Raw genomic sequence first — 19584 nt, 5'->3', positions numbered from 1 at the left:
AGTTATTTATTTTATGTTAATATTTAAAATATTAACATAAAACGGTCGGAGTATTAAGTTTATTTTAGTGGTATTCTTTCGTATCGATAAATGGATGTTTGTGATAATTTTTGTTTTATCTATCTATAATGAATGAAAGGGGGAAGTGCCCGTGAGTGTAGATTTTGATTTTATTATACGAATCGGTGTTGCTGGCTTGTTAGGAGCAATGATTGGTATTGAAAGAGAAATTCGATCGAAAGAAGCTGGATTAAAGACTCATTTCCTCGTAGCGGTAGGAAGTGCGTTAATAATGGTTGTTTCGAAATATGCCTTTTCAGATATTGTGTATGAAGAGCATATGTCTCTAGACCCAAGTCGGATTGCAGCACAAGTCGTTAGTGGAGTTGGCTTTTTAGGTGCAGGCACAATTATTATTCAAAAACAGGCGGTGAAAGGATTAACGACCGCGGCTGGTTTATGGGCTACTGCCGGCATAGGATTAGCAATTGGAGCGGGAATGTATGTAGTAGGCATTGGAGCGACGATTCTCGTTTTAATTGGTTTAGAAATTGTAAGTCGTATTTTTAAGGTGCAATTTTTATTTCCACAAAATATAACAGTGCAAATGTTTGTAAATAAACATGAAGCGATACAACAAATATTAGAAACACTACAAGTGAAAGGCATCCCAATACTCTCATATGAGGTGGAAGCTTCACAGCAAGGTACAGAAACTGTTTATAAGGTAGGGATGCAACTGAAAAATATATCGTCAGAAGAAAAGAATGAGTTTATTCAGCATATGCAAACATTACCGGAAGTTACGTTTATAAAGTTAAAATCATAGTGTTGAAAACGAGGATAGATGTAGCAGGAATTTTGCTATTATCTATCTTTTTTGATATAAAATGCACGGAAAGTCAAGCGTTAACTTTACATGAAATGAATATATGTGTGAACGTTACCTTATTTTTTCTCAATACAGGACAAAAAGTAAAAATAGTAAAATAATGGAGCGGGACACTAAAAATGTAAGGTAGGGGAGAGTATGAAAGGCTATTCAAAGAAAATGTTAGTAGGGGTAAGTTTTGCTAGTTTAATGTTAGGGAGTTTTCAAGGGGGCAGTTTGGCAGAAGATACTAAGGGAGAGCAAGTTTCTTATCGAAATGTGCTCAAAATGGAGCCAGTCGGTGTACAACTACCAGTACAAGAATTAGCTCATTCATCGAAAGTGCTCGAAAGCAAGTCTTTTGAGAAAAGGCTACAATTTGCCGATTTATCACAAAGACCACCTGAGGTGAAAAAAGAAAGTAAGCAATTAGCTGTAGCGAAAACTTATACAATTGCTGAATTAAATCAATTAAGCAATCAGCAGTTAGTAGATTTACTTGTAACAATTGATTGGGAGCAAATTACGGGGCTATTTCAGTTTAATACAGACAGTCTAGCATTCTATCAAAATGATAGTAGGATGCAGGCGATTATTGATAAATTGAAGCAGCAAGGACAAGCCTATACGAAGGATGATTCAAAAGGGATTGAGACATTAGTGGAGGTATTACGTTCAGGATTTTATTTAGGATTTTATAATTCGGAACTTAGTAAATTAAATGAACGGAGTTATCATGATAAATGCTTACCTGCATTAAAAGCGATAGCTAACAATTCAAATTTCAAGCTGGGTACATTAGAGCAAAATAGAGTGGTATCATCATACGGAAAGTTAATAGGAAACGCTTCGAGTGATGTGGAAACGATAACATCAGCTGCAAAAATTTTTAAACAATATAATGATAATTATTCTACATTAGTAGATAATCTTTCAGCTGGAAATGCTATTTACGATATTATGCAAGGTGTTGATTACGACATTCAATCGTATTTGTATGATACGAGGAAAGCACCGAAAGATACAGTATGGTATCAGAAAATAGATAGTTATATTAATGAACTAAGTCGTTTTGCATTAATGGGAACGATTACAGCAAAAAACGGTTGGCTTATTAATAATGGCATTTATTATACAGGTAGACTCGGTACGTTCCATAGTACAGGAACGAAAGGGTTACAAGTTGTAACAGATGCGATGAAAATTTATCCGTATTTAGGGGAGCAATATTTCGTAGCTGCTGAGCAAATCGCAACGAATTATGGCGGAAAAGATGCAAATGGTAAAGAGGTGAATTTAGATCAAATAAGAGAAGATGGAAAGAAAAAATATTTGCCAAAAACGTATACGTTTGATGATGGAGCAATTGTTTTAAAAGCTGGAGATAAAGTGACAGAAGAAAAAGTAAAACGTTTATATTGGGCGGCAAAAGAAGTGAAGGCACAATTCCATCGTACGGTTGAAAGTGATCAACCTTTAGAAAAAGGAAATCCTGATGATGTACTAACGATGGCTATTTATAATAGCCCAGCAGAATATCAATTTAATCGTCAATTGTACGGTTATGAAACGAATAACGGTGGTCTTTATATAGAAGGAACAGGTACGTTCTTTACTTATGAGCGTACGCCAGAAGAAAGTATTTATAGTTTAGAAGAATTATTCAGACACGAGTTCACGCATTATTTACAAGGTAGATATGAAGTACCAGGGTTATGGGGACAAGGGAAAATATATGAAAATGAAAGATTATCTTGGTTTGAAGAAGGGAATGCTGAATTTTTTGCAGGGGCAACGAGAACGGATAATGTTGTACCGAGAAAGAGTATTATAGGAGGATTATCTTCAAACCCAGCGGAGCGTTATACGGCAGAGCGAACGTTAAATGCAAAGTATGGAACGTGGGAGTTCTATAATTATTCCTTTGCTTTACAATCTTATATGTACAATAAGAGATATGATATGTTCGATAAAATACATGATCTTATTAGGAAAAATGATGTAACAGCATATGATGCATATCGCTCTACATTAAGTAAAGATGTGAATTTAAATAAAGAATATCAAGACTATATGCAAATGCTAGTTGATAATCGTGAGAAATATAATGTGCCATTAGTATCAGACGATTATTTAGCGAATCATGCATCAAAGCCAGTTTCAGATATTGCGGCAGAAATAACGGCGGAAGCAAAATTGAAAAATGTATCAGTGAAGAAAAATAAATCACAGTTCTTTAATACATTCACACTACAAGGTACATATACAGGAACCGCAGCAAAAGGAGAATATGAAGATTGGAAAACAATTACACAAAACGTTAATGATACGTTAAAACGTTTAAGTGCAAAGGAATGGACAGGCTATAAAACAGTAACAGCATACTTCGTAAATTATCGCGTGAATGCATCAGGACAATTTGAATATGATGTTGTGTTCCACGGTATTAATACAGAAGAAGGTGCAGAGAATAAAGCACCAGTTGCAGTTATAAACGGTCCGTATAGTGGAAATGTAAATGAAGCAATTTCATTTAAAAGCGACGGATCAAAAGATGAAGACGGGAAAATTACTTCGTATAAATGGGAGTTTGGTGATGGAGCAGTAAGTAATGAGCAAAATCCAACTCACGTATATACAAAAGAAGGAACGTATACTACGAAATTAACGGTAACAGACGATAAAGGAGCAACTAATACTGCTACAGCGACTGTAACTGTTCAAAAGAAAGAAGATAACAGTGTAGAAAAAGAACCGAATAACTCATTCCAAACAGCAAACAAACTGCAGTTAAATCAAGTCTTACGTGCTAGTTTAGGAAATGGCGATACAAGTGATTTCTTTGAAATTAATGTGGAGACTGCTAAAAACCTTCAAATTAACGTAACGAATGAAAATAATATCGGAATGAACTGGGTACTTTATTCTGAAGCAGATTTAATTAATTATGTTACGTATGCTCAGCAGCAAGGGAATAAACTAGTAGGTAGTTACTACACGTATCCAGGGAAGTATTATTTACATGTGTATCAGTATGGCGGGGGGACAGGGAATTATACGGTGGAAGTGAAGTAGTAAAAAGGGAGTTGTCTTTTTCAATGAATGGCACAAGGTCTGTACTTTAATGGAAAAACAACTGTAGGAAATGTCTATAATGATAATAACAAATTAAGTGTCGAGAGATGTTATATTTACATTAAACCAATCTAATCAGTAAATGAGATAAAGTCGATGAACTAGTATTTCATCACGATGTAAGAAAAGTTATAAATATTAAGTGTTTTTAATTGAATTAAACTAAAGGATCAGAGTATATCTGTAACAATAGATAAGCTCTGATCCTTATTATTTTTAATTAATACACATGAATTTAAGATAATTAATAAGTAAGCTAGCGCTAGCGGGATTCTTAAAATTCATTTATGTAATTAATTAAACAGAAAATTTTTATCGCATTAGTAAGGGATACTAATAGAAAAGCGTGTCCCTTTACCTAAGTTACTCTCTATCTCTATATCTCCGTTTAATTCTTTAATAATACTATAAGCAATCATAGTACCAAGCCCAGTTCCTTTTTCTGTTGTTGAATAGAATGGCAAAGCAATTCGTTTTATTTGTTGAGATGACATCCCAATTCCTGAATCAATAATATCAATTATGATATTTCCTTTTACTTTTTGTATATTTATTTGTAATAATCCACCATTTTTCATAGCCTCAATTCCGTTTTGGATGATGTTGTTTAGACAGAGTTTGAATTTTTCGGGGTCCCCATTTATATAAAAGGAATCTGTACTATTTTGTTTGATTTCAACTTTGTATGATAGAGCGAGTGGTGAAATAGTATCTTTCACCTGATTTAAAATGTGATTAATATCTATTTTCTCTTTTAGGGTGTTCTGTGGTTTGGTTAAAGATAAATAGTTATTAATAGTAGATTGTATTTGCTGCATTTCAATTAACATGATTTCTAAGTATTGATCCTGAGATAGCTTAGAGGCATGTTTTTCATTTAATAATTGAGTGAATCCATGTACCGTGGTTAGTGGATTGTGGATTTCGTGTGCAATTGACGCTGCTAGTTCGCTAGCTATATAAAATTTTTCAGCCCGTTGTAGCTTTTCTTTCATTTTATATTTCTCGATCATTCCCTCTATTAAATAAACTGATAATAATACTGTGAAAATATTAATGATTATGTAATTTAATAAAAATTCTATGAGAGTAGAGTCTATTTTCCCTCCTGTATGTATTTGAGTTACAATACCGCAAATAGAAAGTGAAGTTGTACATACTAAAATAAGGAGTAAGCTTAATAATACTTTTTTTTCTTTAACATACATAGGTAATAAGTAACGAAAGAGCATTGTTATACCAAAAATAATAGTGAAGATAATAAATGATGGAAGAACGCCATTTCCGCCTAAGTAAAACCGATAAGAAAGATATAAAATTCCTATAAAAACAATGTTTTTTGTATTTCCATATAGAAAAACTAATATTATAGGAATAAAACGTAAATCATAAATAAATCCCACATGTAAATGAAAAGGAAAAGTCATACAAAAAATAATAGCAATGGAGGAAAGGATAGAAAATAATATATTATTACATGTTGTTTTTTCTTTAAACTCTAGCCAAAATACGTGATAGCTAAGGATACAAATTATTATAATAAAGGTATTTAATAAAAGAGTAGAAATTCCCATAGTTTTGCATCTCCAATAGTTTGTAAGTAGAATTATGTATGAGTTGGACATAGATGTTTAGTATTAGTAGACTTTTTATCTAAAAAAGGAAGGGTACTTGAAAAATACTGTTATATTACTCGTATTAAAATTGATAAGGAAAATAGAAAAAATCTATTTAAATTTATGTGCATATGAAATTATAAACTAACTTTTGTATAGGTAAAATTGGGATTGAGTTACTGATAAAATAAGGTTCTTTAAGTATGAATATTCTGTGAAAATGATATGTATGGTGACGCCTGTTTTGTAGCCTTCGTTATATTAACATGGAACATATCAAATTACAAAGTGAAATTTTAGAAAAATTTTATTAGTACATTTTATCTGAAATAGAAATGCTATTTATTTGAGTATTTTGGTACTTAATCGTATAAAACTTTGTTAGAAAAAGACTTTAAAATTTATAAGTTTTTTATGAAGCGTAATATTGTAGCTTTATCTATGTGGGTTTCTCAATAACTATTAAGGTGAAAAGTTAAGATATATAGGTTTATAGATATGAATTATTACATAAAAACGCACTTGGAAAAGGATGTATGATGGTAATAGAATACAAACATCAAGGGGGAACTTAAAATGAAGTTAAATAAACTAGCGCTTAGTTGTGGAGTAGTTTCAGCATTAACACTTGGTGTGTTAGGGAATAATACTTATGCTGAAGAAGTGCACAAAACGAATGATCCAATTCATGTAGTTGAACACGTTTCTGCAGACTTATTATTAACTCAAACAATGGATTATAGTGGTGAGGCTGTAACTTCTTTCATATATGATGGGAGTACTGACTTAAGCTTCTCTATGAAAAATAATGGTCAAAATACAATGGGATATAGTGTAAAAGGTCCAAATACAGAGCTAATTGTTGGTGGTTATATAAAACCTGGAGAACAACAAATTAATGTTACAAATGTACGGAATGCTTTATCTCCATTACCGAATGGAACATATAAAATTTACGTTTCAAATGATGATGGTTCTAAGGGGCAATTCCAAGTTTCAGTAAGATCTATGAATTAAATGTAAAACGCTTTGTTTTTAAGTTAATTTAATCTTTACTTATTGGAAAGAAGCTAAAGTGAATTGAGAATTACCGATAAAAATGAAAACGAGCACCTTATCTAATTGTGAGAGGGTGTTCGTTTTTTGCTATTAAACAGAAAATAATTATAAATATATTTTGATATTCCCATTGCTAACCTACTAGATTGTGTCAACTAGAGAATGTCTACTATAAAAGATATTAAAATAAAGGTGATGTAACATTCCGCTAAATTATATGGGGAAATAGAAAAACCACTCTTATATGAGTGGTTTTTAGTAATTATTTTTAGGTTATACATTTAAAATTAGGCTAAGTTATAGAAATAATAAACATTTAATCCGTTGTTATTATTTTGGTTCTGGATAATGATTGTAGTATGAGATTCTAATAAATTCTTGGTAGACATTTGTTAATTTGGCATCTCTAAGAGCATCGTTGAATTTTTGCATACGTACACTCCCTTGAGCGTACCCTCCACCTGGAGTATAAGGGTTTCTAGCTTCAAAGTCATCCAAAAATACTTTTAATTTTTTATAGTCTTGAGATTGATAAAAAGCCACGGCCTCTTCAGGAGTGACATCAAAGTAAGAGGATGACGTTGAGTTATTAGAAGCTGCTTGAGCAGTAGGTGCCTCTAGCATAGTTGCAGCTCCACCGAACATAGTAAGCGCCATAGAAGATACAATAATTTTTTTAAACATAATAAAACCTCCATGTAGAATATTGGATTAATAGTAACCCTGTAATCATTATAGTTACAATGAAAATGATTATCAAATGCAATATTGCATAATATATCCAACTATTTTTGGGGAGTAAGACTCCCGCTCAAAAATTCAATGAAAGCAAAGAAGTTAGGTGGGAATCGGACGGATTAAAGTTTCACTTTATTATTTGAACGAGAAGTCACCTTTATATTTAAATGGAGGAGTGTAATAGATTAAAAGAGGTGTATAAATTACTCAGGTTAACAAGAAAATGAAAAGGCTATTTTTAATAGGGGGAAAGCTTAATAACTGGAGCAAAAGAATTGCTATTTATATATTTAACATACATATTTGTCTTTTAAATTGTAGGCGTGTTTTAGAATTTGTATATAGTAAATTCGTTAAAAAACTTGATAAATAATAAAATGTGTAAATTTTTTGACTATTTTATTAAAATTATTTAATATTTGTAATTTATTGTTTTATAATGATAAATGGGTCGATCGTGAATGTTTTAGATATTGCGATATATACTCGGATTAATTTATTCTAGGGAGGTTACAAAATTGGGTAAGAGAGTCATTATAAGAGTTTTTACATTATTATCAGTACTGGCATTATTCCTTAATGTATTTTTACCTAGGGCTAGTGCAGAGGTTATGACGCATGAGAAATATTCAATGGACTGGAGTTATAGTAATAGTCTAGGTAAGTACATTCGCACTGAAATGATTAAAAATTCAAGTGGTCAAATTGCTTATTGCTTAACCCTTGGATTAAAATCACCAAATGGTGAAGATCTTCCTGAAATGGGGAAAACAGATAATGTAGTATATAGAGTCTTATTAAATGGTTTCCCGCAAAAAAGTGCTGAACAGCTGGGAGTAGCTAATAAAAATGAAGCGCATTATGCAACGCAACTTGCGGTTTGGAATGCATTAGGTCAACTCGATGTAAATGAATTAAAACATGAGAATAAAAATGTTGAAAAAGCAGCTAAGGCTATTATTAGTAATGCTAATAATAGTGAAGAGACTCAAGATGTTTTTATGAATGTGATTCCTGCTGAAAAGCAAAAAGCAGAATTAAAGGGTGAATTCTTCGAAACAAATTTATATTCAGTACAAACAAATGCTAAGAGTGGTTCTTATAAGGTAGTAGCGGAAAATGCACCTAATGGAGTTAGAATTGTTAGTGAAAATGGAGAAGTGAAAGATCAGCTTTCAGTTGGAGAAAAATTTCGTATCCAAATTCCTAAGAATACAAAAACGGGTGAATTTAATTTAAGTGTAGCTGCTAATTTAACTAAAGTTCAAGCAATTGCTTACCGTGGTACGGATACTGTTCAGAACGCTACAGTACTATTAGAAAGAAATGAAGAAAAGCTTAGTAGTGATCTTGCAGTAAATTGGGAAGCAGCTGGTTCTTTAAAAATTAAAAAGGTTGGAGAAAATGGAGAAGTGTTAGCTGGTGCAGTATTTGAGGTCTTTAATGCAAATAATGAATCAGTTGGAAAAATCACGACTGGTGCTGATGGTATGGCAGAATTAAACAACTTACCAATTGGTACTTACACATTAAAAGAAATTAAAGCACCAACAGGCTATGTTTCAGATGATAAACCACAAACTATTGAAGTTAAGACAGGAGAAACAGGAGCTGTCCAAATAGTAAATAACAAAGTAAAAGGTAACATCGAAATTAAAAAGCTCAGTGATTCAGGAAAGATGTTACCAAATGTTGAATTCACAGTCTTTACTGAAGATGGAAAAGAAGTGCAAAAAGTAGTAACAAAAGAAAATGGAATTGCAAACGTTGAAGGTCTTACGTATGGTAAGTATTATTTCTTAGAGACAAAAACACCTAATGGATATATTGGAAGTAAAACAAAGTATCCTTTTGAAATTAAAGAGCACAATAAAACACTTACTTTTACGGTGGAAAATACCGAAGTGAAAGGTAGTGTAAAATTACTAAAAGTAGATAATGAAGATATTAGCAAAAAATTAGAAGGTGCAGTATTTGAATTGAAAGATGAAAGTGGAAAAGTAGTTGGGGAATATAAGACAGATAAAAATGGCGAGATTAACGTCAAAGATTTAGCGTATGGGAAATATTCATTTGTAGAAAAGGCTTCTCCAAATGGTTATGTTCTTGTTAAAGAACCAATTGTGTTCGAAATAAAGGAACATGGAAAGATTATTGAGTTATTGGCAGTTAATCATCTTATCAAAGGTGATCTAGAAATTACAAAGGTAGATGTAGCTGATGGAAATAACAAGCTTCCAAATGCAGAATTTACGATTTATAACGAAGCAGGAAAAGAAGTAGTAAAAGGAAAAACAGACGATAAAGGAATCGCTAAATTTGAAAAATTACCATTTGGAAAATACACATATAAAGAAACTGTTGCACCAAAAGGTTATGTATTAAATGAAGAAACGTTCTCTTTTGAAATTAAAGAGAATGGTCAAATCATTAAACACATTGTCAAAGATGAAAAGATTCCTTCAATAAAAACAACAGCTACTGATAAAACAGATGGTACAAAAGAAATGCACACGTCTAAGTCTGTAACAATCCAAGATAAAGTGGAATACAAAGACCTACAAGTAGGTAAAGAATACACTTTAAAAGGTAAATTAATGAATAAAGAGACTAATAAACCATTAGTTGTAAATGGTAAAGAAGTAACAGCTGAAACGAAGTTTACACCAAAAGAAGCAAATGGTTCTATTACATTAGACTTCACATTTGATGCAACTGGTTTAGAAGAAAAAGAGGTAGTAGTATTCGAAGAGTTATTGAAAGAAGGAAAAATTGTTACAACACATGCTGATATCAATGATAAAGGTCAAACAGTTAAGTTCGTTAAGCCATCAGTAAAAACGACAGCAACAAACAAAGCTGATGGTGGAAAAGAGATTCATTCAAAGGATTCTATCACTATTCAAGACAAAGTGGAGTATACTAACTTAGTTGTAGGTAAAGAGTACACTGTAAAAGGTAAACTAATGAACAAAGCTATTAACAAACCATTATTAATTGATGGAAAAGAAGTAACAGCTGAAACGAAGTTTACTGCAAAAGAAAAGAACGGTTTTGTAACATTAGACTTTACTTTTGTTGGTGCTGAACAGCAAGGAAGAGAAGTAGTCGTGTTTGAAGACTTATTACATGAAGGTCAAGTAATTGCAACACATGCTGACATTAACGATGTAGGTCAAACAGTTCGATTTGTAGAACCTTCTATTAAAACGACAGCTACAAACAAAGCTGATGGTTCTAAAGAGTTAGACGCTTCTAAATCTGTAACAATCCAAGATAAAGTGGAATACAAAGACTTAATCGTGGGTAAAGAGTATGTTGTAAAAGGTAAACTGATGGATAAAGCAACAAACAAGCCATTATTAGTTGATGGTAAAGAAGTAACAGTAGAATCTAAGTTTATTGCTAAAGAGAAGAATGGTTCTATCACACTAGATTTCACATTTAATGCTTCTGCATTACAAGGTAAAGAAGTAGTAGTATTTGAAGAACTGTATCAAGATAATATATTAGTAGCTATTCACGCTGAAATTGAAGATAAGGGACAAACAGTGAAATTTAAAGAGGTAAAGCCGGAACAACCTAAACCAGAACAGCCAAATTCAGATGAAAATACTCCAACACCAGAGCAGCCTAACGAGCAAGTAAAAGAACAACCACAACCTAAGCAAGAAATTCAATCTAAAATTGGATGGTTACCACAAACAGGTACTAATCTTACAAGTTGGATCTCTATGGCTGCAGGCGCATTACTGTTAATTGTTGGTGGAGTTATTTTCTTGAAACGTAAAAATGCATAGAAATTAAAAAATAAGCACATCTGTTTTTATAACAAGATGTGCTTATTTTTATCATTTTAGCCAAGAAGACTCCTATATTTAAGCGTAAATGGCATTTAAAATAGCAACTTTATTTGTAGTAAATAATACATAATTTTGTTTTACTGTTTTAATTAAAATACGGTCTGTTGTCCCATAAGCTGTTCCAATACGTATTACATCTACTTCTTCAACACCAGCATAGGTAGCATCTTCGGTAACCTCAATCACATCACGTAATGGAATTGTAATCTCCGCCAATTGCCATGAAATAATTAACTCTTCATTTGTTTTTTTTACATTAATGCCTAGCATTATACCAAGACCCTTCAATAATAATACGCTACACTTCTAATCTTATTATATAAATTTTTAGATTTTTTATCTATATGTAGGAATAGAATTTATTTATATTTGTGAGCATCTTAATGACGTCAAACAAATAGAAGGATATACAGTCTTTCTATTAAGAAATATGGTAAGAACAAAAGTTCACTTCAAATTAATATGAATTTGATATGGTTGAGATATTATGAACGAGAAATAGTAAGAGTTGCAGGAAGGAAATGAATAATGAGACTTAAATTAGTAGGGATTTTCATTTGTGTAATTATGATGTTAGGTATCTTTATAATTTACACCAATCAATCTATTGGTAAAGAACCAGATAAGACGAACTATGAATCTCGTGAAAACTCCATAAATAAAGAGAAAGATAGTAGAGGAAAAGGGCAATCAAAATACAATGAAAGTTCTTTTGCTAGTATACAGGCTGTAGTTAATAAGGAATATGGATTACCCGAAGACTATAAACCAGAGGATTTAGTTGTACCAAATGTACCATTCTCATTTAGTGGAACGGTAGAAAAGAGCCACCTCCGTAAAGAGGCGGCAGAAGCACTGGAAAGGTTATTTGATTTAGCAAAGCAGGAGGGGATTCAGTTAAATGCTGTTTCGGGATTTCGTTCCTATGACTATCAACAACGATTGTATACAAACAATGTGAAAAGAAAAGGACAAGAGCATACGGATCGCTTCTCGGCAAAACCAGGACATAGCGAGCATCAAACAGGGTTAACAATGGACGTTTCTTCTAAAAGTGCGAACAATGAACTAGAGTTATCCTTTGCTAATACGAAGGAAGGAAAATGGCTGAAAGAAAACGCGCATTGTACAGGGTTTATCATTCGTTATCCTAAGGGAAAGGAAAGTATTACAGGTTATGCATATGAACCTTGGCATATTCGCTATGTAGGAGATATTGCTAAAAATATATATAAACAAAAGCAGACTTTAGAAGAATACATGAATCTATGAAAATAGAATTGAAGAATTAAACTGGCTATCAATAGACGTGAGATTGTAAAAGGCAGGGGATATAAATTAAGGTGTTTTTTAATTTTTTTGGTGAAGAGGGAAGGTATCCCTCTTCTTTTTTCAGTCCTTGTAAAATTTGAGGATGTCTTAAGGGAATGAAAAGATGGATTGTGTGAATGTATTAATAAAGGCTACTTTAGGTGGCGTCTAGAGATGTTTTTTGAGGGAATACAATGTTATAAGTAGTAGTATTCATTGCAGCAATTGACTATATTATAGGAGCATTCACGTTGGAATATAACAGAGAATTATAGAGTAAAGTAGGATTCAAAAGCATTGTTGAAAATGCGGTGGTTATAAGTTATTTTCCTATTAAAATAATTAGTCTTTGTTCAAAATTTAAGATTGTTATTTTATTATATCTAGTAACTATTTATTATATTTAATAATTACTTGGTTTACTATTAAGGTGGTTATCTTACAAAATTGTAAGGTTATTTTAATTGACACTCGTATATATAAGTAACTATACTGGTTACACAATGTTGGTGAGTACATTTAATAATCTCTATCTATAAGTGTATGTCCGAGGATTATTTTTGGAGTAATAGTTCGATTTTAAATTCATTATCCGTTATATGGTAATATAAACGAATTAATCTATTCTTTATTCAAGGTCGTATTATTTAAAGATTAATTATAAATGATATATTTACCAAATTGTAATAAATTGATAGAGGTGTTACATTTTGAAATACAAATTAATTGCTACAGGAATTCTTGCTGGAAGTTTATTATCCTACTCATCTAATACATTTGCAAATACTCATAAGTTCCCAGATGTTCCTGCATGGGCGGACAAATCCGTTAATTATTTAGTTGATAAACAGGTATTGAATGGCTATCCAGACGGAACTTTCGGTTCAAATGACTCATTAGACAGAGCTTCAGCTACAAAAATTATGACAAAAGTTTTAGGTATACAAATTGACTCTAATGCAAAACCATCATTTACAGATTCACAAAACCACTGGGCTACTCCGTATATTGCTGCTGCTGAAAAAGCTGGTATTGTTAAAGGTGAGGGTAATGGAATCTTCAATCCATCCGGAAAAGTAACTCGCGCTGCTATGGCTACGATGCTAGTAAATGCATATAAACTACAAAGCACACCAAATCATAACGAGCAGGTTAAATTTGAAGATTTAAAAGGCCATTGGGGAGAAAAATATGCCAATATTTTAATCGGTTTGAAAATTTCTAATGGTACTGAGAACGGTTGGCAACCAAATAGATTTATAACACGTGCTGAAGCTGCTCAACTTACTGCAAAAACAGATATGATGCAACATCGTCCAAAAAACCCATTAGAAAGCAAAATAATCATTATTGATCCTGGACATGGTGGCGAAGATCCTGGGAAATCCACAAAGGGATTACCTGAAAGTAAGATTGTACTAGACACTTCTTTACGTCTACAACAATTACTTGAAAAGCATACACCATTTACAGTTTTATTAACTCGTCAATCTGATAGTAGACCAGGACATGATCAAAAAAGTTCTTTACAGGAACGTGTTAAATTTGCTAAGAAAAATCAGGGTGATATCTTTATAAGCGTACATGCAAATGCTTTTAATGGTAATGCAAAAGGGACAGAAACATATTACTATAAATCTTCTAAATCCGAAAAAACAAATCCTCATGTGGAAGAAAGTCGTGTTTTAGCGGAAAAAATTCAAACACGTTTAGTAGAGGCACTTCAAACACGAGATAGAGGAGTTAAACATGGAGACCTTCATGTTATAAGAGAAAATGACATGCCAGCTGTGTTGACGGAACTGGCGTTTATAGATAATGGTATTGATTACAGTAAATTATCTACGGAAAATGGCAGACAAATTGCAGCAGAAGCCATTTATGAAGGAATTTTAGATTATTATGAATGGAAAGGAAATAATGTATCTGAATATAGGCTGTAATAAGTAATTGAAAATATAGTAATTCTCGAAATGAAGAATTCTATAATTTTTTTGCAGTTTTTCAAACAACAATTTTAAATTTGTATTTAAAATTGTTGTTTAAATCGTTATTTTATGTTTTAATAATGTTGATAATAGTTATCAATAATAGTGAGAGGAAGATTAGTGAAACATGTGTTTTTAGTTAGTGTCATAAAAGTTAATGAATTTCTATATTGTATGGCTATGAATCTATCTCTATTTTTGTGAACTAGAAATAATATATTTATATCTTTTAAATGTTTAAGAAGGAGTGGCTGTCTGTATGAAAAAAGCAAAAGAAATAGCTAAATGCGTTGCGGTAGCGTCCGTTATTATGTCTGGATCATTTGGTTTACAAGCAACATCTGCATTTGCAGATTCTAAAGGAACTGTAGAAAATCTTCAAAATGGTGGGAAGGTCTATAATAGTTTTAAAACTACTTATGACATGAAGCAGAATATCAAAAATTCAATAAAAGTTTCTTTTATTGAGGATCCTTACGCAGATAAAAAGATTGCAATTGTTACCACTGATGGTAGTAATATAGATGCTAAATATACAATTAATAGCGGATACTATAACGCAGGTTTAAAATGGCCATCAGCCTATCATACTGAAGCAGAAATAACAAGTGGTGATAGTGCTCAATTCCATAAAGCTGCCCCAGTTAATACAATGACTTCAGCAAAGGTCACTTCTGAGGTAGGGTATACACTTGGTGGAAGTGTTAAAGTAGGAGTAAATGATAAAGGGCCAAATGCCGATGCAAGTATCACAGGTAGCTTTGCTTGGAAAGAAAGTGTATCTTATGATCAAGTAGATTATAAAACGGTATTAGAGACTCACACAGATAAAAAATTAAATTGGAAAGTAGGATTCCAATCATTTAATTTCCCAGAGTGGGGAATTTATAATCGTGATTCTTTCAATACTTTCTATGGTAATCAACTATTTATGAAATCACGTAGTTATAATGAAGGAACGAATAATTTTGTTTCAAAAGATACAGTACCAGCTTTAACAGGATATGGTTTTTCTCCAAACGTAGTAGCGGTTATTACTGCTGATAAAACAGAAACTACTTCAGATTTAAAAATAACAAATCGTAGAATTTCAGATCAGTACAATATCGAATGGGTAAGTTCAAAATGGTGGGGAACAAATAATAAAGATACATATAATGAATTCTTTACGAACCACTATAAATTAGACTGGAAAAACCATCAAGTTACTCTTGATAACCAAAAAGCCCTTGAAGAACAAATGAATAGTATCAACAGCGTGAATGATAAACTTAACAAAGGAAAAGGGAAATTATCTCTTTCAATGAATGGAAATCAACTCAAAGCTACGTCTAGCAATGCTGGTTATGGTATCAGTTACGAAGATAAAAATTGGGGTATCTTTGTAAATGGTGAAAAGGTCTATACTTTTAATGAAAAATCAACTGTAGGCAATATATCTAATGATATTAACAAATTAAACATTAAAGGACCTTACATCGAGATTAAACAGATTTAGTCAGAAAATGATGGACGATTGATGGATAATTATTTCATCAAGATACGAGTGCGCTAGTTTATTTTAAATTTGTATAATGTAACGAAAGGATCAGATCTTATTTATTTTATAGATAAGGTCTGGTCCTTATTATTTTTTTGTTTGCACACGAAGTTAAGATAACATTAGATGTTTTTTGTCCAGACTTTCACTCGATTAGAAAAGAGCGTAAAGTAGTTGAAAGCTATTGATGCTACGCAAGGGGATATTGTTTAAAGTAATCAGAACCTCATCGGTTGTTAAGTTACCACTTTAAATATATAATTAAATTTCATTAAAAAGATACTCTATTCAAAGTCCTTATTGGGTTTTTGAAGTGAAATATATACTATTTGAGGTGTGTGAAATGGGGAAATCTCGAGAGCAGACGATGGAAAATATCTTAAAGGCTGCTAAGAAAAAATTTGGAGAGCGTGGCTACGAAGGTACGAGCATACAAGAAATTGCAAAAGAAGCGAAAGTGAATGTTGCTATGGCTTCTTACTATTTTAATGGGAAAGAAAACCTATATTATGAGGTATTTAAGAAATATGGCCTTGCTAATGAGCTACCCAATTTTCTTGAGAAGAATCAATTTGATCCTATCGATGCCCTTAGAGAATATTTAACGGTTTTTACTATACATATAAAAGAGAACCCTGAAATTGGATCGTTGGCATATGAGGAGATTATTAAGGAAAGTGCACGATTAGAAAAGATTAAACCGTATTTCATAGGTAATTTTGAACAGTTAAAAGAAATATTACAGGAGGGTGAAAAGCAAGGAGTTTTTCATTTCTTCTCCATAAATCATACGATACATTGGATCACTTCTATTGTTTTATTTCCAAAGTTTAAAAAGTTTATTGATTCTTTAGGACCAAATGAAACGAATGATACAAATCATGAATGGATGCCGGAAGACTTAGTGAACAGGATTGTTACTGCATTAACAGATAAACCTAACGTGTAAATTATTCAGTGTATATGAATTTTATTATTACTATTTAAAGCCTAATTTCTCAATGTATTGTAGAGAAATTAGGCTTTTTTCAACACGTCATTAAAGTTTTTATAATTCAATGACTCAATTTGCTGATTATATTTTCAAGTATTCGTTTTGAGCTACATAGATATAGTTTTTGTTGCAACTGTTTGTTGAAATGCTTTATCATGCTCAACAATAACCATTGTGGGATTAAATTGTTGAATAAGCTCTTCGATCTGCATACGGGAATAGATATCTATAAAATTTAGTGGTTCGTCCCATATATATATATGAGCTTTTTCACATAAGCTTTTAGCGATAAGTAGTTTTTTCTTTTGGCCACCAGAATAATGAGATATATCTTTCTCAAATTGAATTCGGTCAAAGTCCATCTTACGTAGGATGGATTTAAATAAGGTCTCATCAATCTTGTGCTGTTCAATAAAGTCTGATAGTGATCCCTTCAAATGAGAAGTATCTTGTTGGACATAGGAAATGATGAGTCCTGTACCTAAAATAACTAAGCCTGTATGCTGTATCGGATGTCCTAGAATTAGTTTTAGGATACTACTTTTTCCGCTCCCATTCGTTCCATCAAGTACAATTCGGTCACCTTGCTCGACTATGAAGCTAATCGACTCATTCACAATTTGGTCATCGTACTTAACGGACACATCAATCAAAGTAATCAATTCATTTGATTTAAATTGTAATTGTTCCAATTTTAATGACTCAGTTTTCTCCACATTTTTTAGTAATTTTGACTTTTCTTCAATAGCTTTTTGTTGCCTTGATTCAAGGTTTTTTGCTCTTTTCATCATCTTGGCTGCTTTATGTCCTACAAACCCCTTATCCAACTTAGAGCCTGAATTCCTCGTTCCATTTTTTGAAGCTTCCACATCATGAGACCAACTTGCTGAACGCTTGGAAGACTGTTTTAATCTCCCTATGTCTTTTTGTAGACGCTCATTTGTAGTCTCTTCGTGCTCTTGCTGTCTATCAAAATTTAACTTCCAAGAAGAATAGTTACCACTTTGAACTTCAATATTTGCTCTATTTATAGATAGGATATGGTCAACGCATCCATCTAAAAAGATTCTGTCATGTGAAATTAAAATAAATCCTTTTTTCTTCCTTAGATAATCAGAGACTATCTTTCGTGCATCAGTATCTAAGTGATTTGTTGGTTCATCAATTAATAGAAATTGACCCTCATTTAAAAACAGTGCAGCAAGCAACACCTTTGTTTGTTCCCCATTTGATAATGTTTTAAATGGTCTGTACATGACCTCAGCATCAACATTTAAATAGGATATCTCACGCAGAAATTCCCAATCTTCTGCTTGGGGACAAATTTCTTCAAGGATTTCATGAGTGAATTTGTTCCTATCTGCAACAGAGTAGGGGAAGTAATTGAATTCTACCGAAGCAAGGATTTTCCCACCATACTCATAATTCCCTAACAATAAATTAAAGAATGTCGTTTTACCTCGTCCGTTTCTACCGATAAATCCTAGCTTCCAATCCGTATCTATTTGGAAGTTTACACTTTCAAAAATATTATCAAAGCTACCTGGGTATGAAAAAGTTAAATCTTGGACTTTTATCATTGACATAATAATTCCTCCTTTATATATCGAAACGTTTCATATAAAGTCGGAACATCCATCCAGTTTTTAATTGCTCTATATAAGTTTGATGGATATTAACGACTTATATAGAGCATTACATGTGTAACAATAGTGTCTGAAGTACTCATTTTTCTTGCTCCTTTATTTGTTAGGTAAATTTAACAATTAATAAGTTCCAACTAACATAAATGGGAATAAAAAAATCCCCCAATTGTAATCGGAAGGATTAGTCTTTCGTCTATACTTAATAAGTACTTATTAATCATTTGAATCATGACAAATAAAGTATGAACTGAATTTTAAAAATGGATAGACTAACCCTATATTTTGTAGTTTGAAGTTATGAAATTCAACTTAAAATATAAATTAGTTAATCATTGTTCATCCATCATTCCTTTCATAATTCTGCTTTTAGAGTAACATTCTTTTTAGGGAGATGCAATATTAGCTTCAATTTCATCTAATCCTAAATCATTTATAATTCTTTGAGTAAGGAGATAAAACTTTACCGCCCTTTTTATAAACATCACATTTTTGTTCAATTGGTCATGTCTTTTGTCCGTTAAAAGGGAGGATATGAAATTGACATCAACTTTTCGTGTAACTATAATGGTTGCAGGTAGTTTCGTAAACTAATTTGAATTTCTATTTTAAAGATAGTAAATTTCATTCCTTTTTAAGTGTGACAGATAGCAACTAACTATAATTCAATAGAGGATTAGATTCTATCTCATATGTAAAGAGTAGATAAGTTGTACCCGCCAAATTTACGATGCGCAAATACTTAAAAAACTACATTTTTCAGCTTATCCTTTTTAGAATCCTCAGTATTGATAATTGTAAACATCTACAAAAAGTTAACAAGACT

The 19584-nt window shown here is 32.0% G+C and carries 12 protein-coding genes; 8 read left to right on the top strand and 4 right to left on the bottom strand.

The features are described 5' to 3' along the window. The first annotated feature begins 151 nt into the window (after nt 1–151). Nucleotides 152–829 carry an MgtC/SapB family protein gene (locus ACS2FK_RS20850; RefSeq protein ID WP_000109724.1) on the top strand — a complete coding sequence of 226 codons (678 nt, stop codon included), beginning with the start codon at nt 152–154 and terminating at the stop codon, nt 827–829. A 201-nt stretch (nt 830–1030) separates the two neighbouring features. Then, nucleotides 1031–3946, top strand: a complete 2916-nt coding sequence (gene colA, locus ACS2FK_RS20845; protein ID WP_063548276.1) for a collagenase ColA — start codon at nt 1031–1033, stop codon at nt 3944–3946. A 380-nt stretch (nt 3947–4326) separates the two neighbouring features. Here the strand turns inward: colA and ACS2FK_RS20840 are convergent, their stop codons facing one another. Then, nucleotides 4327–5580: a sensor histidine kinase gene (locus ACS2FK_RS20840; RefSeq protein ID WP_063548274.1), complete on the bottom strand. Its 1254-nt coding sequence runs from the start codon at nt 5578–5580 to the stop codon at nt 4327–4329. 618 nt (nt 5581–6198) lie between these two features. On the opposite strand from ACS2FK_RS20840, the gene ACS2FK_RS20835 reads away from it, so the two are divergent. Next, complete coding sequence (locus tag ACS2FK_RS20835) at nt 6199–6639, top strand: hypothetical protein (RefSeq protein ID WP_023522682.1); 441 nt, start codon at nt 6199–6201, stop codon at nt 6637–6639. Between the two features lie 372 nt (nt 6640–7011). On the opposite strand, the gene ACS2FK_RS20830 is transcribed toward ACS2FK_RS20835, so the two are convergent. Beyond that, the gene (locus ACS2FK_RS20830) at nt 7012–7365 is read right to left on the bottom strand and encodes a hypothetical protein (protein WP_023522681.1); all 354 of its coding nucleotides are present in this window, start codon (nt 7363–7365) and stop codon (nt 7012–7014) included. A 572-nt stretch (nt 7366–7937) separates the two neighbouring features. Between ACS2FK_RS20830 and ACS2FK_RS20825 the strand changes: the two genes are divergently transcribed. Continuing rightward, a complete protein-coding gene (locus ACS2FK_RS20825; RefSeq protein WP_063548272.1) occupies nt 7938–11219 on the top strand; it encodes a VaFE repeat-containing surface-anchored protein in 3282 nt (1093 codons plus the stop codon). Between the two features lie 78 nt (nt 11220–11297). Here the strand turns inward: ACS2FK_RS20825 and ACS2FK_RS20820 are convergent, their stop codons facing one another. Beyond that, nucleotides 11298–11552 carry a SunI/YnzG family protein gene (locus ACS2FK_RS20820; RefSeq protein WP_023522679.1) on the bottom strand — a complete coding sequence of 85 codons (255 nt, stop codon included), beginning with the start codon at nt 11550–11552 and terminating at the stop codon, nt 11298–11300. Nucleotides 11553–11810: 258 nt separating this feature from the next. Here ACS2FK_RS20820 and ACS2FK_RS20815 point away from each other — a divergent pair, with 258 nt between their 5' ends. The 4 genes from ACS2FK_RS20815 (at nt 11811) to hlyIIR (ending at nt 17070) form a co-directional block, all read left to right on the top strand. After that, the gene (locus tag ACS2FK_RS20815; protein WP_063548270.1) at nt 11811–12554 is read left to right on the top strand and encodes a M15 family metallopeptidase; all 744 of its coding nucleotides are present in this window, start codon (nt 11811–11813) and stop codon (nt 12552–12554) included. 749 nt (nt 12555–13303) lie between these two features. After that, nucleotides 13304–14536, top strand: coding sequence for an N-acetylmuramoyl-L-alanine amidase (locus ACS2FK_RS20810; RefSeq protein ID WP_063548268.1), 1233 nt, complete (start codon nt 13304–13306; stop codon nt 14534–14536). A gap of 304 nt (nt 14537–14840) precedes the next feature. Beyond that, entirely contained in the window at nt 14841–16079 is a 1239-nt protein-coding gene (gene hlyII / locus ACS2FK_RS20805) for a hemolysin II HlyII (protein ID WP_000709367.1), read from the top strand. A gap of 385 nt (nt 16080–16464) precedes the next feature. Then, complete coding sequence (gene hlyIIR / locus ACS2FK_RS20800; protein WP_000520482.1) at nt 16465–17070, top strand: hemolysin II regulator HlyIIR; 606 nt, start codon at nt 16465–16467, stop codon at nt 17068–17070. Between the two features lie 152 nt (nt 17071–17222). Here hlyIIR and ACS2FK_RS20795 read toward each other — a convergent pair whose 3' ends face one another. Further along, complete coding sequence (locus tag ACS2FK_RS20795) at nt 17223–18701, bottom strand: Lsa family ABC-F type ribosomal protection protein (RefSeq protein ID WP_063548266.1); 1479 nt, start codon at nt 18699–18701, stop codon at nt 17223–17225. Between the last annotated feature and the right edge of the window lie 883 nt (nt 18702–19584).

The sequence above is a fragment of the Bacillus cereus group sp. BceL220 genome (genome assembly GCF_051776965.1).
GTDB classification, from domain to species: domain Bacteria; phylum Bacillota; class Bacilli; order Bacillales; family Bacillaceae_G; genus Bacillus_A; species Bacillus_A cereus.
Note: the sequence above shows the minus strand (reverse complement) of the source record. Positions and strands in the feature narration are given on the sequence as shown.